At 61.4% G+C, this 22,970-nt stretch carries 26 protein-coding genes; 12 read left to right on the forward strand and 14 right to left on the reverse strand.

Annotated elements, in window-relative coordinates:
- Nucleotides 1-2: 2 nt before the first annotated feature.
- Genes AC1Q67_RS03570 through fliL form a run of 4 tightly spaced genes read right to left on the reverse strand, consistent with a single transcriptional unit; the run spans nucleotide 3 to nucleotide 2,933 of the window.
- Entirely contained in the window at nucleotides 3-761 is a 759-nt protein-coding gene (locus AC1Q67_RS03570) for a MotE family protein (RefSeq protein WP_492235188.1), read from the reverse strand.
- Complete coding sequence (locus AC1Q67_RS03575; RefSeq protein WP_492235187.1) at nucleotides 758-1,225, reverse strand: DUF6468 domain-containing protein; 468 nt, start codon at nucleotides 1,223-1,225, stop codon at nucleotides 758-760. Before AC1Q67_RS03575 ends, AC1Q67_RS03570 begins: the two co-directional genes overlap by 4 nt.
- Nucleotides 1,222-2,427 carry a flagellar motor switch protein FliM gene (gene fliM / locus AC1Q67_RS03580; RefSeq protein WP_024577042.1) on the reverse strand — a complete coding sequence of 402 codons (1,206 nt, stop codon included), beginning with the start codon at nucleotides 2,425-2,427 and terminating at the stop codon, nucleotides 1,222-1,224. Before fliM ends, AC1Q67_RS03575 begins: the two co-directional genes overlap by 4 nt.
- A gap of 17 nt (nucleotides 2,428-2,444) precedes the next feature.
- Nucleotides 2,445-2,933, reverse strand: a complete 489-nt coding sequence (fliL, locus tag AC1Q67_RS03585) for a flagellar basal body-associated protein FliL (protein ID WP_492235186.1) — start codon at nucleotides 2,931-2,933, stop codon at nucleotides 2,445-2,447.
- Nucleotides 2,934-3,300: 367 nt separating this feature from the next.
- Between fliL and flgF the strand changes: the two genes are divergently transcribed.
- The 7 genes from flgF to AC1Q67_RS03620 all read left to right on the forward strand — a co-directional run bounded on the left by flgF (nucleotide 3,301) and on the right by AC1Q67_RS03620 (nucleotide 9,806).
- Entirely contained in the window at nucleotides 3,301-4,068 is a 768-nt protein-coding gene (flgF, locus tag AC1Q67_RS03590) for a flagellar basal-body rod protein FlgF (RefSeq protein ID WP_024577040.1), read from the forward strand.
- A 12-nt stretch (nucleotides 4,069-4,080) separates the two neighbouring features.
- Nucleotides 4,081-4,869, forward strand: a complete 789-nt coding sequence (gene flgG, locus AC1Q67_RS03595) for a flagellar basal-body rod protein FlgG (RefSeq protein WP_024577039.1) — start codon at nucleotides 4,081-4,083, stop codon at nucleotides 4,867-4,869.
- 11 nt (nucleotides 4,870-4,880) lie between these two features.
- The gene (gene flgA / locus AC1Q67_RS03600) at nucleotides 4,881-5,912 is read left to right on the forward strand and encodes a flagellar basal body P-ring formation chaperone FlgA (protein WP_492235185.1); all 1,032 of its coding nucleotides are present in this window, start codon (nucleotides 4,881-4,883) and stop codon (nucleotides 5,910-5,912) included.
- A 6-nt stretch (nucleotides 5,913-5,918) separates the two neighbouring features.
- Nucleotides 5,919-6,677 (forward strand): flagellar basal body L-ring protein FlgH, encoded by a 759-nt coding sequence (flgH, locus tag AC1Q67_RS03605; RefSeq protein WP_492235184.1) that lies wholly within the window; start codon nucleotides 5,919-5,921, stop codon nucleotides 6,675-6,677.
- A 350-nt stretch (nucleotides 6,678-7,027) separates the two neighbouring features.
- On the forward strand, nucleotides 7,028-7,321 hold the full coding sequence (locus tag AC1Q67_RS03610) for a hypothetical protein (RefSeq protein WP_024577036.1): 294 nt from the start codon (nucleotides 7,028-7,030) through the stop codon (nucleotides 7,319-7,321).
- Nucleotides 7,322-7,399: 78 nt separating this feature from the next.
- Nucleotides 7,400-8,476, forward strand: a complete 1,077-nt coding sequence (locus AC1Q67_RS03615) for an acyltransferase family protein (RefSeq protein WP_492235183.1) — start codon at nucleotides 7,400-7,402, stop codon at nucleotides 8,474-8,476.
- 181 nt (nucleotides 8,477-8,657) lie between these two features.
- Nucleotides 8,658-9,806 carry a GGDEF domain-containing protein gene (locus tag AC1Q67_RS03620; protein WP_492235182.1) on the forward strand — a complete coding sequence of 383 codons (1,149 nt, stop codon included), beginning with the start codon at nucleotides 8,658-8,660 and terminating at the stop codon, nucleotides 9,804-9,806.
- A gap of 15 nt (nucleotides 9,807-9,821) precedes the next feature.
- Here the strand turns inward: AC1Q67_RS03620 and AC1Q67_RS03625 are convergent, their stop codons facing one another.
- The 3 genes from AC1Q67_RS03625 to AC1Q67_RS03635 form a co-directional block, all read right to left on the reverse strand.
- Entirely contained in the window at nucleotides 9,822-10,019 is a 198-nt protein-coding gene (locus AC1Q67_RS03625) for a DUF3551 domain-containing protein (protein WP_492235181.1), read from the reverse strand.
- A gap of 125 nt (nucleotides 10,020-10,144) precedes the next feature.
- Nucleotides 10,145-10,510, reverse strand: coding sequence for an RNA polymerase-binding protein DksA (gene dksA / locus AC1Q67_RS03630; RefSeq protein ID WP_006021432.1), 366 nt, complete (start codon nucleotides 10,508-10,510; stop codon nucleotides 10,145-10,147).
- A 256-nt stretch (nucleotides 10,511-10,766) separates the two neighbouring features.
- Nucleotides 10,767-11,174, reverse strand: a complete 408-nt coding sequence (locus AC1Q67_RS03635; protein WP_492235180.1) for a flagellar assembly protein FliX — start codon at nucleotides 11,172-11,174, stop codon at nucleotides 10,767-10,769.
- A 308-nt stretch (nucleotides 11,175-11,482) separates the two neighbouring features.
- Between AC1Q67_RS03635 and AC1Q67_RS03640 the strand changes: the two genes are divergently transcribed.
- The 4 genes from AC1Q67_RS03640 (at nucleotide 11,483) to AC1Q67_RS03655 (ending at nucleotide 14,047) form a co-directional block, all read left to right on the forward strand.
- Complete coding sequence (locus AC1Q67_RS03640; RefSeq protein ID WP_024577031.1) at nucleotides 11,483-12,592, forward strand: flagellar basal body P-ring protein FlgI; 1,110 nt, start codon at nucleotides 11,483-11,485, stop codon at nucleotides 12,590-12,592.
- Nucleotides 12,592-12,933: a flagellar assembly peptidoglycan hydrolase FlgJ gene (flgJ, locus tag AC1Q67_RS03645; protein ID WP_492235179.1), complete on the forward strand. Its 342-nt coding sequence runs from the start codon at nucleotides 12,592-12,594 to the stop codon at nucleotides 12,931-12,933. Before AC1Q67_RS03640 ends, flgJ begins: the two co-directional genes overlap by 1 nt.
- 20 nt (nucleotides 12,934-12,953) lie before the next feature.
- Nucleotides 12,954-13,439, forward strand: coding sequence for a hypothetical protein (locus AC1Q67_RS03650; RefSeq protein WP_492235178.1), 486 nt, complete (start codon nucleotides 12,954-12,956; stop codon nucleotides 13,437-13,439).
- A gap of 245 nt (nucleotides 13,440-13,684) precedes the next feature.
- Nucleotides 13,685-14,047 (forward strand): hypothetical protein, encoded by a 363-nt coding sequence (locus tag AC1Q67_RS03655; RefSeq protein ID WP_492235177.1) that lies wholly within the window; start codon nucleotides 13,685-13,687, stop codon nucleotides 14,045-14,047.
- Here AC1Q67_RS03655 and AC1Q67_RS03660 read toward each other — a convergent pair.
- From AC1Q67_RS03660 to AC1Q67_RS03680, 5 genes are all read right to left on the reverse strand, one after another.
- A complete protein-coding gene (locus AC1Q67_RS03660) occupies nucleotides 14,044-14,409 on the reverse strand; it encodes a hypothetical protein (protein WP_006021438.1) in 366 nt (121 codons plus the stop codon). The two genes, AC1Q67_RS03655 and AC1Q67_RS03660, sit on opposite strands and share 4 nt — an antisense overlap.
- 20 nt (nucleotides 14,410-14,429) lie before the next feature.
- Nucleotides 14,430-14,795, reverse strand: a complete 366-nt coding sequence (flaF, locus tag AC1Q67_RS03665; RefSeq protein WP_492235176.1) for a flagellar biosynthesis regulator FlaF — start codon at nucleotides 14,793-14,795, stop codon at nucleotides 14,430-14,432.
- Between the two features lie 3 nt (nucleotides 14,796-14,798).
- Nucleotides 14,799-15,179, reverse strand: coding sequence for a flagellar biosynthesis repressor FlbT (gene flbT / locus AC1Q67_RS03670; protein ID WP_492235175.1), 381 nt, complete (start codon nucleotides 15,177-15,179; stop codon nucleotides 14,799-14,801).
- Between the two features lie 144 nt (nucleotides 15,180-15,323).
- Nucleotides 15,324-16,889, reverse strand: a complete 1,566-nt coding sequence (locus tag AC1Q67_RS03675; protein WP_492235174.1) for a flagellin N-terminal helical domain-containing protein — start codon at nucleotides 16,887-16,889, stop codon at nucleotides 15,324-15,326.
- A gap of 276 nt (nucleotides 16,890-17,165) precedes the next feature.
- Nucleotides 17,166-18,719, reverse strand: coding sequence for a flagellin N-terminal helical domain-containing protein (locus AC1Q67_RS03680; RefSeq protein ID WP_492235173.1), 1,554 nt, complete (start codon nucleotides 18,717-18,719; stop codon nucleotides 17,166-17,168).
- Between the two features lie 308 nt (nucleotides 18,720-19,027).
- Between AC1Q67_RS03680 and flbT (AC1Q67_RS03685) the strand changes: the two genes are divergently transcribed.
- Nucleotides 19,028-19,456, forward strand: coding sequence for a flagellar biosynthesis repressor FlbT (gene flbT / locus AC1Q67_RS03685; RefSeq protein WP_492235172.1), 429 nt, complete (start codon nucleotides 19,028-19,030; stop codon nucleotides 19,454-19,456).
- Nucleotides 19,457-19,527: 71 nt separating this feature from the next.
- On the opposite strand, the gene AC1Q67_RS03690 is transcribed toward flbT (AC1Q67_RS03685), so the two are convergent.
- A complete protein-coding gene (locus AC1Q67_RS03690) occupies nucleotides 19,528-21,039 on the reverse strand; it encodes a flagellar biosynthesis protein FlgL (RefSeq protein WP_492235171.1) in 1,512 nt (503 codons plus the stop codon).
- A 7-nt stretch (nucleotides 21,040-21,046) separates the two neighbouring features.
- Complete coding sequence (gene flgK, locus AC1Q67_RS03695; RefSeq protein ID WP_492235170.1) at nucleotides 21,047-22,942, reverse strand: flagellar hook-associated protein FlgK; 1,896 nt, start codon at nucleotides 22,940-22,942, stop codon at nucleotides 21,047-21,049.
- Nucleotides 22,943-22,970: the final 28 nt, after the last annotated feature.

Genomic DNA, 22,970 nt, shown 5'->3' on the forward strand with positions numbered 1-22,970 from the left:
CCTCAGTTTCGGACGGGTGCTTGCGGCCTGCCTTCGATCTTGGGCAGGTCGTTCGCGGATGACGATCTATCGCCGGAGCGGCGCGCCAGTTCGACCGTCAATCGCTCGGCCGCCTCCGGCTGCATCTGTCCCATGATGTCGGACATCTTGCGCGGCGCGATCTGCGACGCGATCTCGAACAGCACCGACAGTTCAAGCCGGTCGAACACCCTCGCCGCATCCTTCGGCTTCATGGCTTCGTACATCGTCACCAGCCCCTTGAAGCGCGCGGCCTCCTGTTCCTGCTTCTGCTGCCCGGCAACTGACACACGCGCCTCGGTCGCCTTCATCTCTTCGATCTTGCCCTCGATCCGCTTTTCAGCGGACTTCATCAGGCTTTCCCGAATTTCGATTTCGCGTGCGCGGGCTTCGATCTCCTGCCGCCGCGCCTGAAGGCTTTCAAGAACCGCACGTTCGGATGCAGTCACCGCGCGGTTGGGATCCGGATAGACCACCTTGCCGTCAGGAATTGGCGCGACCTCGGGAGCTGCCACGACCGGCTTGTCATCCTTGGCGGCGACCGAACCGGTGACATCCGACGAATCCAGCTTGCCCGGCGACGGGAAGTTGAAGGTCTCCTGCGCCCACGACTTCGGCTTCGGCGTATCGTTAAGGATATACCCGCCTTCAAGCAGAAGGCCCGATACCTTGAGCACGACCAGACAGCAGGTCGCGATCAAAAGTATCGGGATGATCCGGATATCGCGAAGAAGTGTTTTCATGCAGCGAGACCGGTGGCCCTTCGCCGTTCGGAGAATGCCTGGGCGGCGGCAAGCAGCGTCTTCGCATTCGACGACTTTTGCACCGGAGCAGCCGGCGTTTCGGCCCCCGCAGCCATCTCGACCTCGGGGACCGATGGCCGGGCCGCGAGCGCGATCTGGGTCAGACGGTTGAGGATCGCTTCGCCGGCCATCACCTGCTTGCTGAGTTTCGCCGACAGGGCCGTTCCGGCGGTGAGCTGAGCGCCGAGATTTTCGTCGCACTCCCGCACCGTCAGCTTCAGGCCACCGATCGCACGCTCGGCGATTTCGGTCGCCGTGATGAGTTCGGCGATCATGGCGCGCATCGACTGCTCGTCGGCCCGCAGGCGCTTAAGCCGCCGGTTCAGGAGCATGCAGTAACCGATCGTGAGCAAAAGCAGCACCGCAACCAGGCTCTCGATCACAAGTCCGAATGAGTGACTCATTGTGCCTCCATCAGTTTGGTTTGCTCGTCTTGCTTCTCGAACATCGCGTAAGTTGTGTGCGGCTTGCGCAGTGGCTTGGTGACACGAATGGCAACGCGATCGCCGACACGCCCCATCCGGCCCTCGCTGAGCGGCACGTCGCCGCAGCGGACCGTCACCAGTGCATCGGGCCGCACGTTGAGCGGCAGGGTATCGCCGACCTTCAGCATCATCAGTTGCTTGAGCGGCATGTTGGCTTCATAGAGCACGGCATCGACGGCGATTTCCGCCCGCGCGATCTCGGTGGCAAGATGGCCCTCCCAGATCGGATCACGGCCGAACTTTTCACCCATGAACATCTGCAACAGCACGTCGCGGATCGGTTCGATGGTGGCGTAGGGCAGCAGAAGCTCGATGTTGCCGCCGCGGTCTTCCATGTCGATCCGCAGGCGGACCAGAATGGCGGCGTTGGCAGGCCGGCTGATGGCGGCGAAGCGCGGATTGGTCTCCAGCCGGTCGATCGTGAAGGTCACGGGCGACAGCGGCCGGAAGGCCTGCTCGGCATCGGCGAGAACGACTTCAACGAGGCGCTTGACCAGATTGGTTTCGATGGTGGTATAGGGACGGCCTTCGATGCGCAGCGACGGCTGCCCGCGGCGCCCGCCGAGCAGCACGTCGATGATCGAATAGATCAGACTCGAATCGACCGTGAACAAGCCGAAGTTTTCCCATTCCTCGGCCTTGAACACCGAGAGCACGCAGGGCAGCGGGATCGAATTGAGATAGTCGCCGAAGCGCACCGAGGTGATGCGGTCCAGCGAGACTTCGACGTTGTCGGAGGTGAAATTGCGCAGGCTCGTCGTCATCAGCCGCACTAGGCGGTCGAACACGATTTCGAGCATCGGAAGGCGTTCGTACGACACCATCGCGGAATCGATGATGGCGCGAATGCCGGAATTCTCGTCGATATTGAGTTCGCCGTCGCTGAAACCGAGCAGGTTGTCGATTTCTTCCTGCGACAGGACGCGCTCGCCGCCGGCCTTGCCGATGTCGAGCGTGCGGCTGCCGTCGTCGACCATCGCGGCCCACTGCTCCGCCATGGTCTCGGTCAGCGTATTGGCTTCCGCCTCAGCCGCAGCCGCGGCCGGATCTTCGGAATCCAGCGCGCCTTCCCATTCGGCGGCTAGCGCATCCTGATCGACATCATTATCGCCCGGAGACATGTTTCAACTTCCGTCCGTCACTGAACGACGATTTCCTTGAACAGCACAGCGTTCACCTGACTGGGCGAGATCGCAGCGTTGACGCGGCGCGTCAGTTCTTCCTTCAGGCGGAACAGCCCGATCGATCCGTTGAGGTCGGTTGGACGCAACTCGCGCATGTAGGTCTGAAACAGGTCCATCACGCGCGGCATGGTCGGCTGGATCTGCGCCACCAGCGGCTGATCCTTGACCTCGAGCACAACCTTGACCTTGAGATATTGAACCCGCTCGCCCGGCGCATTCGCCAGATTGACCAGTACCTCGGGCACGTCGAGGAACACCGGCGGCTTCGGGGGCGGAGCAGCCGCGTGCTCCTCCTTGCCGTGTCCGCGCATGAAGAAGAACCAGCCGCCGCCAACCAGCAGAAGCACCAGCGCTGCGGCGCCGCCAATCATAATGAGTTTGCGCTTGCTCTTCGGAGCGGCGGCTTCGGCACCGCCCTCTTCGACCTGATCGTCGTCTGCCATTGCCCCCGCCCGTCGTCCTGGGATGGGCTCGATGCTGCCGAACTGGCTTTAAATGACGCGATACAAAGGCCGCCGGCGCGTGAGCGCCCTCTACGTCCACCGTACGGACGCAATGGTTAACGAAATCTTTCTTTTGTCCTTCAGGTGGGAAAAATTTGCCGAGGCAACATGGTCAACAAGAGGTTATTGCCGACCCACGTCACCGCCTCGAAATCATTAAAATACTGAAATCTCTCGTATTTTTTAGTTGGCACGCCCCTCGCATTGTAGATGGCGAACCGCGGCTTGGGAGAGCCTCAACGGTTCGCACGATCCGCGTCACGCCTTGGGAGAGGCACGGCGCGGTTCAACAAGGGGAGATTGGCCGATGGAGAATACGCTTCTCGTCGCTTTGTCGCGGCAGATGTCGCTTGAGCGGCAGATCGACATCATTGCCAACAACGTGGCCAACACCAACACCAATGGTTTCAAGGCCAACAAGTCGCTGTTCGAGGAATACCTGAATACGGGCGCGCGCGAGGACAACTTCTCGGCCGGCGACCGCCGCGTCAGCTTCGTTCAGGACCGCGCGGCCTATCACGATTTCACGCAAGGCCCAGCCGAGAAGACCGGCAGCCCGCTGGACGTCTCCATTGACGGCAAGGGCTTCATTGCGGTGCAGACCCCGGCCGGTGAGCGCTACACCCGCGACGGCTCGTTCCAGATCAATTCCCAGGGCCAGCTCGTCACCACCGGCGGCAACCTTGTGCTCGGCACCAATGGCCCGATCGTGTTCCAGCCGACCGACAAGGACATCGTGATCTCGAGCGAAGGCACCATCACGGTGCGCGAAGGCATCGTGACCCAGTTCGATTCCATTCGCGGCAAGCTGAAGCTGGTCAAGTTCGACAATCCGCAGCAGCTCCAGAACGAAGGCGCGAACCTGTACTCGGCGCCGGCCGGCACCACGGCACAGCCCGACCTCGCCTCGCGCTTCAATCAGGGCTTTGTCGAGAAGTCCAATGTCAGCGCCGTCGCTGAAATGACCCGCATGATGGAAGTCATGCGCACCTATCAGTCGGTCGCCTCGCTGATGCAGCAGCAGAATGACCTTCGCAAAACCGCACTCCAGACACTTGCCGACGTTCCGGCATAAGGAAACTGATCCATGCGCGCACTTTACACAGCAGCGACCGGGATGGCGGCTCAGGAGCTCAACGTCCAGGTCATTTCCAACAACATCGCGAACCTGCGCACCACCGGCTACAAGAAGCAGCGCGCGCAGTTCCAGGATCTGATCTACGAACACGTCAAGCGCGTCGGCGCGCAGGCGTCGGATCAGGGCACCATCCTTCCGGTCGGCATCGATATCGGCGGCGGCGTCAAGACCGTCGGCACGCCGCGCCTGATGACACAGGGCACGCTCAATCCGACCGGCGGCGATCTCGACATCGCCATCCGCGGCGAGGGCTTTTTCAAGATCCAGATGACCGACGGCACCTACACCTACACCCGCGACGGCTCGTTCACGACCGACGGTCAGGGCCGCGTGGTGACGGCGCAGGGCAATCCGGTACAGCCCACCATCACAATCCCGCAGAACTCGTCGCAGCTGACCATCAACCAGCAGGGCCAGGTCTCGGTGATGACACCGGGTTCGACAACGCCGACCGTGGTCGGCCAGATCGGCCTGACCCGCTTCATCAACAAGGGCGGCCTGCAATCGATCGGCGACAACCTGTTCACCGATACGCCGGCTTCCGGTCCGCCGCAGGACGGCCTCGCCAACGCCGACGGCTTCGGCGACATGCAGCAGCGCAATCTTGAATCGGCCAACGTCGAGGTCGTGTCGGAAATCTCCGACCTGATCGCCGCCCAGCGCGCCTATGAAATGAACGCCAAGGTCGTCAGCGCCGCCGACCAGATGATGCAGTCCACCACCGGCATGTTCCGCTAAGGGAGAGAGTGATGTTGCGTTCATTTGTCATCGCCGCCGCCCTCCTCGCCGCAACGTCGGGCGCCGTACTGGCGCAGTCGGAGCAGGACTCGCTTGCCTCTCCGGTGCTACGCGCGAACGTCACCGTGAGCAGCGATGTCGTCCGCATCGGCGACGTCGTCGAGAACGCCGGAAGCGCAGCACAGATCGCGATCTTTCGCGCGCCTGACCTCGGCACCACCGGCTCGCTGCCCATCGCGCAGCTTCTTGCGGCGCTGCGCGCACATCAGGTGATCGGCGTCGACACCCGCGACCTCCGCGAGGTGTCGGTCACCCGTTCGTCGCGCACCCTTGTCTCCAAGGAAATCGAACAGCAGATCGCCCGCGTGCTGGAACGGCGCAACGGCCTCGGCGACGCCGCCAACATCTCCGTCACCTTCGAGCGTGACCTGCGCGAATTGCAGCTCGATGCCGCCCATACCGGCGACATGCGCGCGACCATCGTGCGGTTCGACCCGCGCAACGGACGCTTCGACATCACCTTCGAGATTCCCAACGACGTGACCTACAATCCGACCAAGCTGCGCTTCATCGGTACCGCGGTTGAGACTGTCGAAGCAGCAGTGCTGACCCGCGCGGTGGAGCGCAACGAAATTCTGAAATCGTCGGACGTTGTGGTCGAGCGGCGGCCAAAGACTGAAATCGGAAACGACGTGATCAACCGCGACCGTTCGGTCGGCATGCAGGCCCGCAAGCAGATGCGCGCCGGACAGGCGCTGAAAGCGGCGGACCTCGGAAAGCCGGATCTGGTCTCGCGCGATCAGGGCGTCATGCTGATCTACCAAGCGCCCGGCCTCTATCTCACCGGCCGCGGCAAGGCGCTCGACAGCGGCACCGAAGGCGATGTCGTCAACATCGTCAACCTGCAATCGAAACGCACCGTTCAGGGCGTCGTGACCGGCCCCGGCCAGGTCACCATCACCGCCCCCGGCCCTCGCCTCACCACCGCAGCACTTTCGAACAGCGAGCCACCTGCCGCTCCCGAATCCAAAAAAGCCGAGTAATCAGTCATGTCGAAGTTTCACGTGTTCAATCGCCTCATCGTCGCCGGAAGTCTCCTGGCGCTCGGCACCATGGCCAGCGGCTGCTCATCCCTCGATCGTCTCGCTGCGATCGGCGAAAAGCCGAAGCTCTCGGCGATCGACAATCCGACAACCCAGGCGGGCTACAAGCCGGTGTCGATGCCGATGCCCGCGCCGCAGCCGGCGTCGTTCAATCCGAATTCGCTGTGGCGGAACGGTTCGCGCGCCTTCTTCAAGGATCAGCGTGCGCACCAGATCGGCGACATTCTCACGGTGCAGGTCAACATCACCGACAAGGCCAACATCGCCAACGAGACCCAGCGCAGCCGCACCAACTCGGAAAACTCCGGCGTCACCAGCTTCTTCGGCATCAACAAGATTCCGCTCACGAATGCACCGATCCCTCCCGGCCGCATGCTGACCGCGGATTCCACCTCGTCCAGCGACGGCAAGGGCTCGGTCAACCGGCAGGAAGCGTTGCAGACCAACGTCGCCGCCGTCGTCACCCAGTTGCTGCCGAACGGCAACCTTGTTGTCGAGGGCAAGCAGGAAATCCGCGTCAACTTCGAGGTCCGCGAACTGATCGTGGCGGGCATCGTGCGGCCGGAGGACATCCAGAGCGACAACACCATCGACTCCAGCAAGATCGCGCAGGCCCGCATCGCCTACGGCGGCCGCGGTCAGATCACCGACGTGCAGCAGGCCCGCTACGGCCAGCAGGCCTTCGACATCCTGCTGCCGTTCTAACCGCAACACCGAAGTATCGTTTCAGCAGGCCCGATTTTCCGGAAAGGATCATGTCGCATCAATAAGAGACGGCTCCCACCGTCTCTCTCCCCGCTCCCACACCAGGCAGCGAACCTAGGCGCCGCACGGTGTTCACGACACGGCCTGCATCAGCTCCCCTGATGCAGGCCGTGATCGTTTTGAGCAAACATTTCGCCGTGTTCAGCCGGTCGCGGAGGTGATAATTTCCGCCTGCGCAAGCTGCCTACCGTTCAGCGCGGACAATCCTGCTGCTCGGCCGCCTCTGAATGGGCGTGATGCAACGTCGCAGCCTTCGCAACCTGAGCAGCCGACCGGTGAAGGAGGGTGTCATGTACGCCGCTATTCGTCAGGGTAAGGCAAAAGCCGGCATGGTCGAGGAACTGTCGCGCAGGATCAAGGAAGGCGCGATCCCGATCATCAGCAACGTCGAAGGCTTCATGGCCTATTATGTGATCTATGCGCCGGACGATACGGTGACGGCGATCAGCATCTTCAACAATTTTGCCGGCGCAGAAGAGTCGAACAAGCGCGGGCTGGCATGGATCGAGAAGGACCTCGCGCCGCTGCTCACCGGACCGGCCACCGCAGTCGCCGGACCGGTCATCGTCCACACCCTGGCATAGCGGCCTCATCCGCAGCGCGCGGCCGGGTGGCGACACGGCGATTGCGTGCTAATGTCCCGGATACAGCGGGGACAGGGCTTGGAACATTCGCAGCAACGAAACGAAGCACTCGACGGGCTTCGCGGATATGCCGCGCTGGCGGTTGCGGTCTTTCATACTGTGCTGAATGTCGATCTGGGGCTCATCGCGCGTGTCCAGGAGCAGGACTTTTCCAGCCTCGCCGGAGCCTATGACCGGCTCAACTGGCTTGTTCTTCGCACATTCAACGGAAACATCGCTGTCGCCATCTTCTTTGTTCTGAGCGGAACGGTTCTGTTCGGCAGCCTGCGCCGCTTGCAGGGATCGGCGGCAAGCCGGTCGGCAACGTTTCTGATCCGCAGATTCCTGCGGATCTATCCGCCGCTGATTGTATGTCTGGCTGTGATGACCGGCGTCTACGCGGTGTTCGGTATCCCGGTCTCGGTGCAGGGCTTCATCGAAAACGCCCTGCTCTATTCATTCCCGGTCAACGGACCGACATGGACATTGTCCGTCGAAATGCAGGCGGCGCCCGCGATGCTGGTCGCGTTCGGCGGCTATCTGATCGGGCGGGAAGCCGGACTTCTCATCGCGGGTGTTGCCGTCGCCCTCATTCTCAATATCGGCGGCCTCAACATCGGCCCTATCAAGACCTTCTGGCCCTACTTTCTTGTCGGAATGCTGATACCGACGCGGATCGGCAGCGCGGTGGCCGGCGTCCTGCCGCACCATAGCTGGATCGTCATCATGATCGTCCTGCTGTATTTCAGCGGACCGACCACCGAGAAGATTTGCTGCGGCCTCCTGATCGCACTGCTCTATCACCGCGATGACGGCCTGCTCGGCAACATTCTCCGACGCCCCGTTGCAAGGTTCTTCGGCCGGATCAGCTACAGCTTCTATCTCTACAATGTGATGTTTCTCGAAATCATCTGTCTGTATCTGCGCAAGTCAGCACTCGCGACAACCCATCCGCTGGAGATCGGCCTTGCCGCATCGATCGTGGTCATCGTGCTGACGACGCCGATTGCCTATCTGTCAGCGAGATGGACCGAAGAACCGGCAAAAAGGTACGGCGGGACGGCGCGCGACACGCGACCCATCGCGCTCGATGAAACGCCCGCCCGGATTCAGTAATCAAACACAACTGCGTCCATTACCGCCGATGCCGATTTGCGCCCGCAAGCGGTACCGTGATCCTTTGACTGAACGGAGTAACCATTTGATCACCCTGAGACGCGAATGAAGCCGGCATCGTTGGTTAGGTAACGATCATTGACCTATCTAGAGGCTCAGGATTGAACCACGGCCTCGTCGCATGTTCCTTGATCAGCTATCCGTCCTTGTCGCGATCGGCTTTTCGAGCGCCTCGCTCGGCATGACCTTTCTCATGATGTGGGCGATCGGACGGTCCGAGACACATCTGCTGATCTGGGCGACCGGACTTGCGCTCATCGTCGCCGGCGTCATCGTCTTCAGCGCCGTCGTTGAGAACTACAGTTCGGGACTTCTGCTGACGTCGTTCCTGTTCCTGATCGGGGGATTTGGATTCCTTCACGCCGGCTGCGCCCGGTTTTGCACCGGCCAGACCAACTGGGTTTCGACAGCCGTAGCTGTCGCTCTTGCCCTCATCCCGACATCGATCGCCTTCGCTCTGGGTTACTCCGGCATCGGAACGATGATCGGGAATATCGCGATCGGTGCGCTTCTTATGCTGATCGCGCGCCACTATTGGCTGGCGCGCGCCGAATCCCGGCTCCTGATGACGGCAAATGCCATATGTTGTGTCGCCACAGCGGCATCCTTCATCGCATGCGGTTACGCACTCGCCGTTCAGGGCCAGATCATCCTGACGTCCCGGCCGGCCAACTGGGCGGAGGAGATCAATTCCATCATGGCGATCGCCGGATTGACCGGTATCGGGGCGCTCTCCCTCACCCTCAATCAGATGCGGATCGCAAACCGACACAAATCGGATGCCATGAGAGACGCCCTGACCGGTCTGCTCAACCGGCGCGCGCTGTTCGACGGCCGGATGGGGATCGCGCCATCTGGAACGGCCGTCGTGATGATGGATCTGGATTACTTCAAGACGATCAACGACCGCTTCGGACACGATTCCGGCGATCGGATACTGATGGCCTTTGCCGACGTGATCCATTCGAACATCCGCGCAAACGATCTTGCCGCGCGCATGGGCGGCGAAGAGTTTTGCATCATCATGCCGGATGCAGGTCCGAAGGCTTCCGCCACTGTTGCCGACCGCATCAGAACGCAAATCGAGGCGACGACCGTTCAAACGGAGAATGGGCCCGTACGGGCGACGGTCAGCGCAGGAATCGCCGTTCGCTCGGTGGAGCCGGAAACGCTCCAGGCGCTACTTAGCAGAGCCGATGCCGCGCTCTATGAGGCGAAGGCGTCCGGCCGCAACCGCGTTCAGATCTCCGGCTTCAGCCTCGCCGCGTAGCCGGAGAATTCCGGCTCAGCGCCGCCCATAGTTGCGCACGCAGGTCCCTCCCACACCCGATGCCGAAGCCTTGCACTGCTGATAGCTTGCGTATCTGCAGTCGCCGGGGCCTGGCGAGCTCTTCAGGCAATACCTGTAACCACGCGCATCGGCCTGACCGATGAACGCGAACGACGTCGCCACGAACGCCAGTGCGATCAAAAATATCTTCACGATTATCCTCCCTTTGTTATTGGGCGCTAATTCGCGAAGGCCCCTCCTGTTCCGAAACGGAACAAAAAACCCGATGGTCTTTCGACCACCGGGCTGAAATCGGTGAACGCGTACGGCGCGAATTGCTATTCGTCGCGATAAACCTTCTCGCGCTTCTCGTGGCGCTCCTGCGCCTCGACCGACAGCGTCGCGATGGGACGCGCTTCCAGCCGCTTCAGCGAGATCGGCTCGCCGGTTTCTTCGCAGTAGCCGTAGGTATTGTCCTCGATCCGCTGCAAGGCGGCATCGATCTTTGAGATGAGCTTGCGTTGACGGTCGCGCGCGCGAAGTTCGATGGCGCGATCGGTCTCAGATGAAGCGCGGTCGGCAAGATCAGGATGATTGACGTTCTCTTCCTGAAGCTGCTGAAGCGTGGTCTTCGATTCCCGGAGGATCTCTTCCTTCCAGTCGAGCAACTTCCGGCGGAAATACTCCCGCTGACGCTCATTCATGAAAGGCTCTTTTTCAGAGGGCCTGTAGTTCTTCAACTTTTCCAAGTGCGGTCCATGTCGACGTACAAGGCGGACGGAAAATGCCTGTCCGCGCGGCAGCTTATATAGCTACGACTTGTGACAGACAATATCGCGGATGGGCCGGAAAGCACCCGAATCGGGCCCTCAAATATGGCCTTCCACAGGGAACCGCACCGCAGCAGAAGCACGGAAACGGCCGGAATTCCGGCCTGTCAGCGATCTTCCGGCGCAAGCCTTATTGTCCGGCCTTGGCGAGTTCGACTTCCACCCGCAGCTCGATTTCCGACAGCACCTGGTCAAGTCCGGGGTCGCCGGAGCTGGCCTTGAGGTCGGCTGCCGCGGTGCGCAGGCGGGCGACGGTGGCCGAATCGAACGAACCGGCCAGCAGGCCGATCTTGAGATCATCGAGGACATCGAGCGCGGTCCGGCCCCGCGCCACCGATCGGCGGCGGCGCTCCGTGGAATCTTCAACGCCCTGCATCGCCAGCAAGGCATCGATGCCGCTGGTGGCGCGCGGTGCTGCTGCCGGGCGGGTTTCCGCTGCCGTTCCGATGTCGCCGAGGGAAAAGGCTGTCGAGCTTGAGCGCCGCGCGTTTCCCGTGGGCGACGCCAGGTTGGCTCCATTCGGTCCGTAGATTCGCATCGTGCCTATCTCGCAAGACAACGGGTCGGGACCACCAGCTCTGCTCTTACACCGGTCCGCGGAACCCCCATGCCCCAAAGTGGCCATTTATGGTTAACGGGAAGTAAACAACCCGGCAATTTATGCCGGATGCGGCAAGTTCGGCGCTCTTCGCGACAGGGGCTCGCCCAACGCCTTCAATAATTTATTAATTGGAACAACATCTTACGGATTATCCCGCTCTGGCACGGCCCTCGCATAGTTAACTGCGGACTAACCTCGTGGGGAGCATGGGGCTGGGCCGCAAAGACCTCAGCGGGGAGCAGAGGATGTTTCGGATTTTTCAGGCTGCATGCATGGCGATCGCCCTGCTGTCCGCCTTCAGCGCACCGGCCCAGGCGACGTCGCGGATCAAGGATCTCGCGAACATCGAGGGCGTGCGCCAGAACCAGTTGATCGGTTACGGCCTTGTGGTCGGCCTGAACGGCACCGGCGACACGCTTAACAACATCCCTTTCACCAAGCAGTCGCTGCAGGCGATGCTTGAGCGCATGGGCGTCAACATTCGCGGCTCCACCATCCGCACCGGCAACGTCGCGGCCGTCATGGTCACGGGCAACCTGCCCGCTTTCGGCACCCAGGGCACCCGCATGGACGTCACCGTGTCGGCGCTCGGCGATGCCAAGAGCCTTCAGGGCGGCACGCTTCTGGTCACCCCCCTGCTCGGCGCCGACGGCAACGTCTATGCCGTCGCACAGGGATCGCTGGCGATCGGCGGCTTCTCCGCCGAGGGCGCGGCCGCAAGCATCACCAAGGGCGTCCCGACAGTCGGCCGCATCGCCAACGGCGCGATCATCGAGCGCGAAATCGAGTTCGCGCTGAACCGCCTGCCCAACGTCCGCCTTGCCCTGCGCAACGGCGACTTCACCACCGCCAAGCGCATTGCGGCCGCGGTCAACGACTATCTCGGCACCAAGACCGCCGAACCGGTCGATCCCTCCACCGTGCAGCTCAGCATTCCGGCGGAGTTCAAGGGCAACGTAGTCGCGCTGCTGACCGAGATCGAACAGTTGCAGGTCGAACCGGATCTCGGCGCCAAGATCATAATCGACGAACGCTCCGGCATCATCGTGATGGGCCGTGACGTGCGCGTCGCCACCGTCGCGGTCGCACAGGGCAACCTCACCGTCTCCATTTCGGAAAGCCCGCAGGTCAGCCAGCCCGCGCCATTCTCGCGCGGACGCACCGTGGTCACACCGAATACACGCGTCGGCGTTCAGGAGGACGGCAAGAAACTCGCCGTGGTGAAGGACGGCGTCTCGCTGCAACAACTGGTCGACGGCCTCAACGGCCTTGGCATCGGCCCGCGCGACCTGATCGGCATCCTGCAAGCCATCAAGGCTTCGGGCGCGATCCAGGCCGACATCGAGGTGATGTAATGAGCATCACCCCGACCACCACGCGCGCTCCCGGCACCTTCACGGGCGGCCGTCCCGATCTCGTGCTGCAAGACGCACTGACGAAGGTCTCGCCGCAGGCACAGGCGAAAGCCAAGACCCAGGCGCAGGATTTCGAGGCGGTGTTTCTCAACTCGATGTTTTCGCAGATGATGAACGGCATCAAGGGCGACGGGCCTTACGGCAACACGCCGGGCACCGGCGTCTGGCGCTCGATGATGACCGAGCAATACTCCAAGTCTTTTGCACAGGCGGGCGGCGTCGGAATTTCAAACGACGTCTACCGCACTCTCATTCTTCAGCAGGCCAACCGCGCCAGCTAGACGCACCGGAAGAACATCTCATGCCCCTCCAAAATGCCAAGGCATCCTCCGCTCCAGCGCCGGCAGCGACGCCGGCCGAGGCCCGCAAGCTCGCCGAAGGATTGATGCAGATCATGAGCACCCTGCTCGGGATCGTGGAGCGGGAGACCGAACTCGTCCGCGCCGGCAACATCCGAGATGCGATGGCGCTCGAAACCGAAAAGAGCGCAGCATCGCGGCAATACACCGAAGCGATTTCCAGGCTGGCGCAAAGCCGCGACTATCTCAAGCAAGCGACGCCCGAACTGCTTACGGCGCTGCACCGTCACCACGACACCTTCCGCGCCATGCTGCAGGTCAACCTCACCGTGCTTGCGACGGCGCATGCGGTCTCCGAAGGCATCGTGCGCGGCGTCAACGGCGAAATGCAACGCAAGAATCTTCCAAACGGCTATACTGCCGCCGGACAGCGCGCCATGCCGGGACCGCGTCAGGTGACGCCGCTGTCCGTCAGCCGTTCGCTTTAGCGATTATTTTTAGACATTCTGCGCCGTCATTGCGAGAAGCAAGCGGCGAAGCACCAGCGCATTGTGGTGAGCACGTCTGGATTGCTTCGTTTCGCTCGCAATGACATTTTCACGTCACCGCGATGCGAAATGCAGATACTTTGATTCAATTCCGCGCGGGAACATAAGGACCGGATTCATCCGGTTCCACTCATAATCGGCATTGGAGGGTTGGGGTTTGACTCAAGGGGGAGCCAGAGGCTGCCATGAGTGCGGATTTCAACATCAAACCGGTGGGGGCATCGGTTACTGCAACATACGTCGAGCCGGCATCCAACGGAGCGAAGACGGCTGTCCAGACGCAACTGCCGCCTGATAAGGCCGTTACGGCGCCGGATCCCTCCGTTCAGGCACGCATCAATCCCCAGGCTGAAACCGATCGGCTTTCGAAGCAGGTGATCATCGATCGTGCCGCGGCGGAGATCGTCTACCGGACCGTCGACAGCAGAACGAGCCTCGTAGTGCGCCAGTATCCCGACGAAGCGCGGCTGCGCGCACGCGCCTATCTGCGCGCAATGGACATCGCTCGCGAGGACAACATGCGCAGAAATACGGATTTGAGGGTTTAACGGCCGTTCTGCTGGGCGTAGGCGGTCTCGAGGGTCTGAGTGCCGTTGGTGGTCATGACCGTCTTGATCTGCGCCGTACCATGTTTCGTCAGCGTGAACTTCGAATCGCCGATCTTGAACGAGTTGTCCCTGATCAGAACGTCTTGGTACTTCACCGTCGAGCCGCTCTGATACCGCGCCTTGGCGCGGAAGCCGATGACGTTGGAGACCTGAATGCTGAACGTGTCGTTGTTGGCGTACTTGCCGGTCCAGTTACCCTCGTAGCTGGCGGCATCGACGGGCACGTAAGGCCCCTTCGAATAGTTGACGTTCGAGCCGACCGCCACGTAGTTCGACGATATGATGCTTAAAAGATCAGCCATCGTTCGTCCATGCGCTGGCGTCAGGCGCGGCCGGACAGGCCAGCCGCCAGATTGCAATTGATGTCGATCAGCGACTTCAGCTTTTCTGGCTGCGGATTGAGCTGCAATTCCGCGGTCTGCGTCAGGACGAACGTGCCGATGTTGGCGATGTTCTGACGAACCTCGATGGTTTGCGGGTTTTCGTCGCTGGTCACCGCGCTCAGAAGGATCGCCCAGAGCTTGCGGTTGAAGAGCAGCGCTTCGGCGAAATTCGTATCGGGATGATCCCAGTTCGTCATCGCGTGCTGAAGCTTGTTCGCGGCCTTCAGAAGAGCCTGCGCTTCAATCTCGCGTGGAGACGCCGTCGTTTGAGCGGTGCGCGCGTAGGCTTGGGCAGCGTGAGACATTCATCACCTCGATAGGAGTTCGTCTTCGCGACTTATCAGTTTCCTGATTTCTCTTAGAGCTTTGTAAAGATAACCGCTTAAAATAAGATTACTTGCGGCTTCTATGTGGCTGCGAAAGCTCGGCACTGCTTCCAGCAGATCTTTGACGAAACCGAGATAGAGTTCCTGATACTTCGGTATGTCGTCCTCGAGATACATCTGCTGAACGCAGAGATAGATTCTCTTCACCGGCGTGTTCGCGGTCTCCGCAGTCAGAATGTCCTTTTCGCGCAGAATCGGTGTCTCACCGTCGATCAGAAACGATGCACGCGTTTCCGAATTGGTGATGACGCTCTGGCCGATGATAATTCTCTCGAACGGCTTGAGTTCGACTCTGAGAGCCACTTTCTTTCTCCCTTGAACCTGCGTCGTTGCACAACGCGTCCGGCTACGGCGATCAACAGCGGCACGAAAGAATAGCGCGACTCCACGACGCAAGAAAGCAGCGGGATTTTATCCCCGCTGCTCTGTTCCGGCTGAGTTAACCGATTACTGCAGCAGCTTGAGCACACTCTGCTGCGACTGGTTGGCAAGCGCCAGCGCGGAGACTGCGATCGACTGGCGGGTCGACAGCGCCTGGCTGTTGGCAGCTTCCTCGTTGGTGTCGGCGATCGTCAGGTTCGTCGACCCGGTCTGCAGCACGTTGATTAGGTTCTTCGAGAAGTCCTGGCGGATCTGCACGATCGACAGATTCGAACCCAGCGTCGAGGCCTGCGAGCGAAGGAAGCTGCTCGCATAGTTGAGCGCGTCGAGCACCTTGTTGGTCGCGACGTTGTCGATGAAGTCGGTGCCGGAGGTCAGCGCGCCAAGACCGAGGCCGGCCGGATCGAGATTGACGCCGGTGATGTTCAGCGTCGACTTGCCGGTTTCGTTGAACACCAGCTTGAGCTGGTCGCCGTTCAGGAGGTTCACACCGTTGAACGACGCGTCCTGCGATGTCGTTTTGATCTGGTTGATGATGTTGTTGTACTGCGACACGAGGCCCGCGCGCGTTGCCTGCGAGTTGGCTTCGCCAACCGGCGCGGAGACGATCACGCCCGCGAACAACTCACCGGGCGCCGTCGCGGTGCCACCGAGGGCGCCGATCGTCGAAGACGCGGCATCGTTGGACGTGGTGACGGTGATCGCGCCGGTCGAATCGATGCTGGCCTGAAGATTGTTCGGGAGCAGCGCCGCGTTGAGCTGATTGATGGTGGAAATCTGTCCAACACCATTGCCGAAGACGATGTTGGTCGCCGGTCCACCCGCAGTCGACGGAATGGTCAGTGTCTTGCCTGAGAAGGTATAGGTCGGCGGCGTGGTGCCGGTCGAGAGGCCGAGCTTGGCCAGCACGCTGCTGGTGCCGCCGAACACAATGCTGTTGCTGGTGTCGGCGACTGCGTTGCTGACGGTCAGCTGGTTGCCCGCGATGCTCGTCGTACCGCCGGTGATGCTGCTGATAGCGCTTTGGATGGTCGCGACGGTACCGCCGGTGGAACTCGCCAGGCTGATCGAAACATTCCCGGTGACGGGATCGGTCGTGGACGCCGGATCGGCAGCCAAACCGGTGACGAACGAAATCGTCTTGCCGTTAACGGTGAACGAGTCACCATTGGCAAAGCCCGCAGCGGCCAGCGTGGTGGCCGGAGTCAGGCCGCCGCCGACGACAGCGCCGGTCACGGTTGCAGCGGTATCCGGCAATCCAAGCAGATTGGCGCCCGTCGCCCCGGGGTTCGGGCCAGTCGTGAAGCTCGACTTGGCGTAGCCGACGTTGGTCTGGAGCGCCTGGTTGGCGATCGACTTTGCGCTGTCGATCAGCTTTTGCAGCGAAGTAATGCCAGTGTTGGCGGCTTGCAGGACCTGCACACCGTTGCCGATGCCGTCGAGAAGGTTGTTGATGTCGCTGGCGCGGGCGTCGAGCCCGGCGGCCGTGAAGAAGTTGGTCGGGTTATCGAGGGCCGAGTTGACCTTTTTGCCAGTCGCGAGGCGGTTCTGGGTGGTTGCGAGAAGGTCCGCCGTCGATTGCAGCGACAGCAGGTTCTGGCGAACTGACGCCGTAAGAACGATATCGGACATTTGTGTACCTTCCTTAGATAAGCAAAAGCCGGCGACGAAGCGGCGTGATGCAACTTGGAGAACGACCGTCTTTCCCCAATTCTTAGGAGGCACCGTTTAAATTATGGTTAAGAGCCGATTAAATTGTTTCCTTAATGAAGGGTAAATGCGTTTCGACCCCTCGCCTGCCCCTCAAATCCTTCCCGCTTGAGCCTTCCGGCACCGTTCCGCGAGCAAAGCCCATAAAAAACGGCGGGGTTTCCCCCGCCGTTCTGATGGTTTGCAGTGCTTCCGGTATTAGCGGAGCAGCTGGAGAACGCTCTGCTGCGACTGGTTGGCCAGCGACAGTGCGGACACCGCGATCGACTGGCGGGTCGACAGCGCCTGGCTGTTCGCCGCTTCCTCGTTGGTGTCGGCCAGCGTCAGGTTGGACGAGCCGGTCTGCAGCACGTTGATCAGGCTCTTCGAGAAGTCCTGACGGGTCTGCACGATCGACAGGTTCGAACCCAGAGCCGAAGCCTGCGAACGAAGCGTGGTGCTGGCGGTGTTCAGAGAAGCCAGAACCTTGTTGGTCGCCGCGTTGTCGACGAAGTCGGTGCCAACGCTCAGCGAGCCGAGACCAAGGCCAGCCGGGTTGAAGTTGACGCCGGTGATGTTCAGCGTCGACTTGCCGGTTTCGTTGAACACCAGCTTGAGCTGGTCGCCGTTCAGGAGGTTCACGCCGTTGTATGACGCGTCCTGAGCCGTCGTGCGGATCTGGTCGATGACGTTGTTGTACTGGTTGACCAGGCTGGTGCGGGTTGCCTGCGAGTTCGGATCGGCAACCGCCTGGGAAGCCGCTGCACTGGCAAACGCCGCCGCCGTACCGCCGATGGTTCCGATGTTCGCCGAAGCGGCATCGTTGGAGGTGGTGATGGTGATCTTGCCAGCGGTATCGATCGAAGCCTGCAGGTTGTTCGACAGCAGAGCCGCGTTGAGCTCGTTCAGGGTCGAAACCTGACCAGCACCCTTACCGAAGGTGATGTTGGTCGCAGTGCCGCCGCCGGTTGCACCGATGGTCAGCGTCTTGCCGGTCACCGTCGAGGTCGGAGCAGTTGTTCCGGCGGTGAGGCCGATCTTGGCCAGCGCGGTGCCGCCGAGGGTGATGCTGTCGGAGGTGTTGCCAGCCGTGATCGTGACCTTGTTGCCGGCGATCGACGCAGCCGCGGTGCCGCCGCCAAGAGCCGTCTTGATCGCGTCGGTCAAGTCGGTCGTGGTCGCAGCAGTGGTCGCGGTGGTGTTCAGGTTGATCGTGCCATCCGGATCGGTGGTGACGGTGGCAGTACCAGCGCCGGCAGCCGTGACCTTGATCGTGGTGCCGTTGACGATGACGGTGTCGCCGGAAGCGAAGCTACCGCCGGTCGCGCCGGTCAGAGCCGAAGCAGCCGCGATAGTACCGGTGGCAGCACCGGTGAGCGTAGCAGCCGTATCAGGATCGCCGAGCAGGTTGGCAGCGGTCGCGCCGGTGGTCGCAAGCGACGTCACGGACGACTTGGTGTAACCGACCGGGGTCTGGAGAGCCTGGTTAGCGATCGACTTCGCGGTATCAACCAGCTTCTGGAGCGAGCTGATGCCGGTGTTGGCGGCCTGAATGACCTGCACGCCGTTGCCGATGCCGTCGAGAAGGTTGTTGATGTCGCTGGCGCGGGCATCGAGGCCGGCGGCAGTGAAGAAGTTGGTCGGGTTGTCGAGAGCGGTGTTGACCTTCTTGCCAGTGGCAAGGCGGGTCTGGGTGGTCGAGAGGAGCTCTGCGGTCGACTGGAGCGAGAGCAGGTTCTGACGAACGGACGACGAGAGAACGATAGAAGACATTGGGCGTACCTTTCTGGTGTGACGCAAAACGCAACGTGTACAAGCGTGCCGCTGATAGCTTCGATCAGCGAGCCGTCCGACATTGGAACCAACAGTCTAAAAAGGTGTGAACCGGTTTCGTTCAACTGTCCGGATAACGCGGCTGCGGACGCACCGCGGCAAACCGCAAATACGTTGATTTGACAAGACAATCTCATAAGCGCCGCCGTTCCGTGGCCACCGCAGCGTTTACCTCGCGTTAACCATAACGCGAAAGGATCGGCCCATCCGCCGGATCGATTTGAAACCGGCTCGCACGGAGAACCGCCATGGCTTTGAAGGTCGAACTCAAGCCGCACGAAAAGATCATTGTCGGGTCGTGCGTCATCACCAATACCGATCAGCGCGCGAAATTCCTGATCGAAGGAGAGAGGCTCCCCGTCTTGCGAGAGAAAGATATCCTGACGCCGGACACCGCCGACACGCCGGCGAAGCTGATCTATCTGGCGGTCCAGCTCATGTACATTTCGCACGATCCGCAGGAGCACCATGCGGTGTACTTCGACGTGATGCGTGACTTCCTCAGCGTCGCGCCAAGCGCGGCCGGCTTCGTCGAAGAAATCAATAACTACATTTTAAGCGGCGACTATTATAGAGCGCTGAAGGAATCGAAAAAACTGATCGCTTACGAAAAGCAGCTTCTCGACAGCGCCAAGGACGGACAGGCGCGTGAAGCCAGCCTCAGCAGCGCCGCCTGACACCACACGCAGACCATGAACAAAAAAGGCCTCCAGAAGGAGGCCTTTTTCGTTTCATCGTTGCAGGGCAGCTAGAGGAACTTCACCAGGCTCATTTGATAGAGCGACGCAGTGGTCTGATAGGACGCCTGCAAGGAAGTCTGCAGCGCAAGTATCTTGGTTGCGACCTCGTTGTCGTTGATGCCCTGGATCGAATCCAGCATCGACTGCGCGACCGCCCCGGTCTGGGTCTGCCGATCCTTCGCCGTCTGGACCGCAGCCTGCGCACCGGCGAAATCGGCCTGGATATCCTGGATCGATTGCGTACCCGGATGCACCGCGAGATTGTCTACAATCCGCGAGTTCAGAGCGGTGAGCTGACCGTTCGCGTTCGGATTGCTCGCGTTGGTCGACACCGCGGCATAGACGGCGATGTTCTTCAACTGCGCAACGAACGCATCTTCGTTGGCCCGCGCGCCGTACTGCACCGAAATAGATTGATCGATGCCGGCAACTGCCGTTCCGCGCGCCGGATCAGGACCGTCCTCACCGGTGTACCAGGACACGGTGTCGGTAGCGGTGCCGTTCACGAGCGTCGTTGCGGTACCGAGCGGAGAACCGCCGACCCGCAATGGCGGCGACGAACTGAAGAAATTGTCGGATGCGGCCATGGCGGAGGCCGCGACCAGCGCTGTGTTCGACAAGGTGCCGACGGCGGCGTTGAGCACGGTTTTGAGATTGGCGGCGGTTGCCGTTGAATCGACGCCGATGGCGAAGCCGCCGGCAGGCACCGGCGTCGTCGTTGTCGCCGTGAGTTCGATGGTTTCAGACGTACCGTCCGGCAGGCTGAATGTGAAACGAACCTTGTCGCCATCGGCCGGATTGGTCGCGCCGAGATCGACCGACATTTCCGAAGGCGCGCCGGGAGGCGCCGCCGGCGGCGCCGGGCCTGTCACGGTCGCCGTCGCCGACGTCGTCGTAATCGCGCTCAGCTTGAGGCCAAACGGAGATCCCGCGACGTCTTCGCCGATCGTCACCGAGGTTGGCGTCGCCGACGTGATTACTGTCCGGCCGAGACCCGAGGTCCCGTCAGCCTGACCACGTTCGTCGATGATCTGGTTCAATCCGGCGCGCGTGCCGCTGCCGTTGAGAATGACATCGGCCGGCTCGGTCGCCGGAGTGTCGGTGGCGCGGCCGGAAAACATGTAACGCCCGCCGACCTCGGTGTTGAGAAGCGCGATGACCTGCGTGAACGATGCCATCGCGGTCTTCTGCCCGGCGGTCTTGCCGTTACTGTCGAGATTCAGCGTTGCGCCTGCGGCCGCAGCCTTGACTTGGCTGCCTGCGTCTTTGATGCCTTGCAAGGACAGGTTCGCGACATTGATGCGCGTATTCAGGACGGTGCCGGTGTTGGCGAAAGCGGCGATCGACGAAATCTGCGCGCGCAGCCCCGTCGCGGTTCCCGAGTCGACGCCGAGACCGGCATAGGATGTCGACTTCTTTCCCGAAGCGAGCTGCTGCGTCAGCGTGTCGAGCTGACTCTTCAGATTGAGAATCGACGAGCCGAGATACGAAGTCCGGCCGCTAACGCCATCGATTGTCATGAGATCCTCACAGTACCTGCATCAATGACTGGAACATCGAATTGACCGTGGACATCACGCGGGCATTTGCCGAGTAAGCGTTTTGCAGCGCGAGCAGGTTGGCCATTTCGGTGTCGATATCCACGCCCGAGGTCGCGTCCATTTTTTTCTGCAACGTGTTCAGCACGACGTCCTGACCGTCGGACAGCTGCTGCGCCGAACTCGCGGCATTGGCCTGCATGTTCGTGAACTGCTGGGTGAATCCGAGCAGCGTGCCCTTATAGGGCGTGCTGCTCGAGCCGATGCCGGTCGTTGCCGAATAGCTGAAAGTGCCGGACGTCAGCTGCGACAGGATGAAGTCGGAACGCGTGGTGTCGCCAGCCGGTGTCGCGGGACTCGTGCTGTAGACGATCAGGCGCGACGAATCCGCCAGCAACCCGGAATTGACGGTGATGCGTCCCGCGAGGCCCGTTTGCTGAGAACCGGATGCTGTGATCGCGCCGGTGTAAGGTCTTCCGCCATCGGTGAACAAGGCGACCTGCGGACCGCTGCCGGTCAGCGATGTTGCGGTCGTCGTGACCGATGCGGCGTTGACGTCTGACAAGCCGGTCGCGCCGTCATCCACCACGCGCAGCGTTGAGCCGGCGGGGTTCGAGAACTGGATGCTGGCGCCGCCCAGCGCAGCATTGAGCTGTGAGACGACCGACGACATGCCGCCGGAGAAATCGACGCCGATCACCTTGTCGTTGGGATCGATCGTCGCCGTGTCCTTCAGCGGCAGCGCGCTCGGATCATCCACGCGGATGATCGAAATATTGTGCTGAACGCCAGTGATGTTGTCGGTGTAAGTCAGATGAACGGTGTTGCCGGCCTGAAGGCCAGCAAGATCAAGATCGAAGCCGGCGGGCGTGCCGGGCGGCGGAACAGGCGTCGCTGGCGGGTATGCCGTGCCGCCTGTGGTCTTATCCGACAACGCGCTCGCCATCGCCGCCGCGAGTTGATCGACCTGGTCCTGCGCCTGCACCAGCGTCTTGTCGCGCAGTTCGAGAAACGCCGCGATCGATCCGGAGCGGATTGCTCCGCTGGAGATGAGATCGATGCTTCCGCCATTCGGATAGGAAATGGAGATCGTGCCGAGCGTGCTTTTCGACGGATCGGCGTTCCACTGCGCCTCCGGCGTGACCGTGCCTTGAGTGTTGAACGACAGTTGCGCGGCATCGGAGCCGCCGACGAGTTGCGTGCCCGAGGTCGTGTAAACGGAAACCTGATTGCCTTCGCCCTTGACCACGCGCACGTCCATCAGTCCTGACAACTGCGTGATGAACTGATCGCGCTGATCCAGCAACGCCGCCGTCGCGGCGTCCTGGTTGGCATAGCCCTGCAATTGCCGGTTGATCTTGGCGATCTGGGTCAGGGCGTTGTTGGCCGTCGATACCGAGTTGGCTATCCCCGTCTCGGCGCTGTTGCGCAGAGCCTGGATGCCTTGCGAGGTCGAATTCAACTGCTGGGCCAGCGCCTGCGCCGCATTGAGCACGCCGGTGCGCGCCGATTGCGAGTCGGGACTCGTCGAGAGCGCCTGAAGCGCGGTCGTGAGCGAATTGAATGCCGCTTCAATCGTGGCAGACGAATCCGGATCACCGTAGACGCTCTGGAGGTTGTTCAGGAAATTCGCACGCGTGCGGGTATAGGCCGCGCCCGAGGTTTCCGTCCGCAACTGGCTCTGAATGTAATCGTCGAGGACGCGATTGACGCCGATGGTTTCGACGCCGGCGCCGTTGCCGACCGCGGTCTGGATCTGGTTGGTCGTCTTACGGACGTAACCCGGCGTTTCCGCGTTCGCTACGTTGGACGAAACCAGCGCGAGCGACGCCTGGTTTGCCCGCAAGCCGGCCATCGCGGTTGAAAGAGCTTGGCTCAGACCCATAACATACTGCCCATCTCAGGTCGGATCA

The organism is Afipia sp. GW823-FHT06G09, from assembly GCF_058794875.1.

Bases quoted from the DNA above. Each gene is read 5' to 3' on its own strand.
- AC1Q67_RS03610 (WP_024577036.1), top strand. From the start codon at position 7,028: ATGTACGCCGCTATTCGTCAGGGTAAGGCAAAAGCCGGCATGGTCGAG.
- AC1Q67_RS03660 (WP_006021438.1), bottom strand. From the start codon at position 14,409: ATGGCTGATCTTTTAAGCATCATATCGTCGAACTACGTGGCGGTCGGC.
- AC1Q67_RS03650 (WP_492235178.1), top strand. From the start codon at position 12,954: ATGCCCCTCCAAAATGCCAAGGCATCCTCCGCTCCAGCGCCGGCAGCG.
- fliM (WP_024577042.1), bottom strand. From the start codon at position 2,427: ATGTCTCCGGGCGATAATGATGTCGATCAGGATGCGCTAGCCGCCGAA.
- dksA (WP_006021432.1), bottom strand. From the start codon at position 10,510: ATGAATGAGCGTCAGCGGGAGTATTTCCGCCGGAAGTTGCTCGACTGG.
- flgK (WP_492235170.1), bottom strand. From the start codon at position 22,942: ATGGGTCTGAGCCAAGCTCTTTCAACCGCGATGGCCGGCTTGCGGGCA.
- AC1Q67_RS03690 (WP_492235171.1), bottom strand. From the start codon at position 21,039: ATGACAATCGATGGCGTTAGCGGCCGGACTTCGTATCTCGGCTCGTCG.
- AC1Q67_RS03640 (WP_024577031.1), top strand. From the start codon at position 11,483: ATGTTTCGGATTTTTCAGGCTGCATGCATGGCGATCGCCCTGCTGTCC.
- flgA (WP_492235185.1), top strand. From the start codon at position 4,881: ATGTTGCGTTCATTTGTCATCGCCGCCGCCCTCCTCGCCGCAACGTCG.
- AC1Q67_RS03570 (WP_492235188.1), bottom strand. From the start codon at position 761: ATGAAAACACTTCTTCGCGATATCCGGATCATCCCGATACTTTTGATC.
- flgJ (WP_492235179.1), top strand. From the start codon at position 12,592: ATGAGCATCACCCCGACCACCACGCGCGCTCCCGGCACCTTCACGGGC.
- flaF (WP_492235176.1), bottom strand. From the start codon at position 14,795: ATGTCTCACGCTGCCCAAGCCTACGCGCGCACCGCTCAAACGACGGCG.
- AC1Q67_RS03635 (WP_492235180.1), bottom strand. From the start codon at position 11,174: ATGCGAATCTACGGACCGAATGGAGCCAACCTGGCGTCGCCCACGGGA.
- AC1Q67_RS03675 (WP_492235174.1), bottom strand. From the start codon at position 16,889: ATGTCCGATATCGTTCTTACGGCGTCAGTTCGCCAGAACCTGCTGTCG.
- AC1Q67_RS03620 (WP_492235182.1), top strand. From the start codon at position 8,658: ATGTTCCTTGATCAGCTATCCGTCCTTGTCGCGATCGGCTTTTCGAGC.
- AC1Q67_RS03655 (WP_492235177.1), top strand. From the start codon at position 13,685: ATGAGTGCGGATTTCAACATCAAACCGGTGGGGGCATCGGTTACTGCA.
- AC1Q67_RS03680 (WP_492235173.1), bottom strand. From the start codon at position 18,719: ATGTCTTCTATCGTTCTCTCGTCGTCCGTTCGTCAGAACCTGCTCTCG.
- flgG (WP_024577039.1), top strand. From the start codon at position 4,081: ATGCGCGCACTTTACACAGCAGCGACCGGGATGGCGGCTCAGGAGCTC.
- fliL (WP_492235186.1), bottom strand. From the start codon at position 2,933: ATGGCAGACGACGATCAGGTCGAAGAGGGCGGTGCCGAAGCCGCCGCT.
- flgF (WP_024577040.1), top strand. From the start codon at position 3,301: ATGGAGAATACGCTTCTCGTCGCTTTGTCGCGGCAGATGTCGCTTGAG.
- flgH (WP_492235184.1), top strand. From the start codon at position 5,919: ATGTCGAAGTTTCACGTGTTCAATCGCCTCATCGTCGCCGGAAGTCTC.
- AC1Q67_RS03575 (WP_492235187.1), bottom strand. From the start codon at position 1,225: ATGAGTCACTCATTCGGACTTGTGATCGAGAGCCTGGTTGCGGTGCTG.
- flbT (WP_492235172.1), top strand. From the start codon at position 19,028: ATGGCTTTGAAGGTCGAACTCAAGCCGCACGAAAAGATCATTGTCGGG.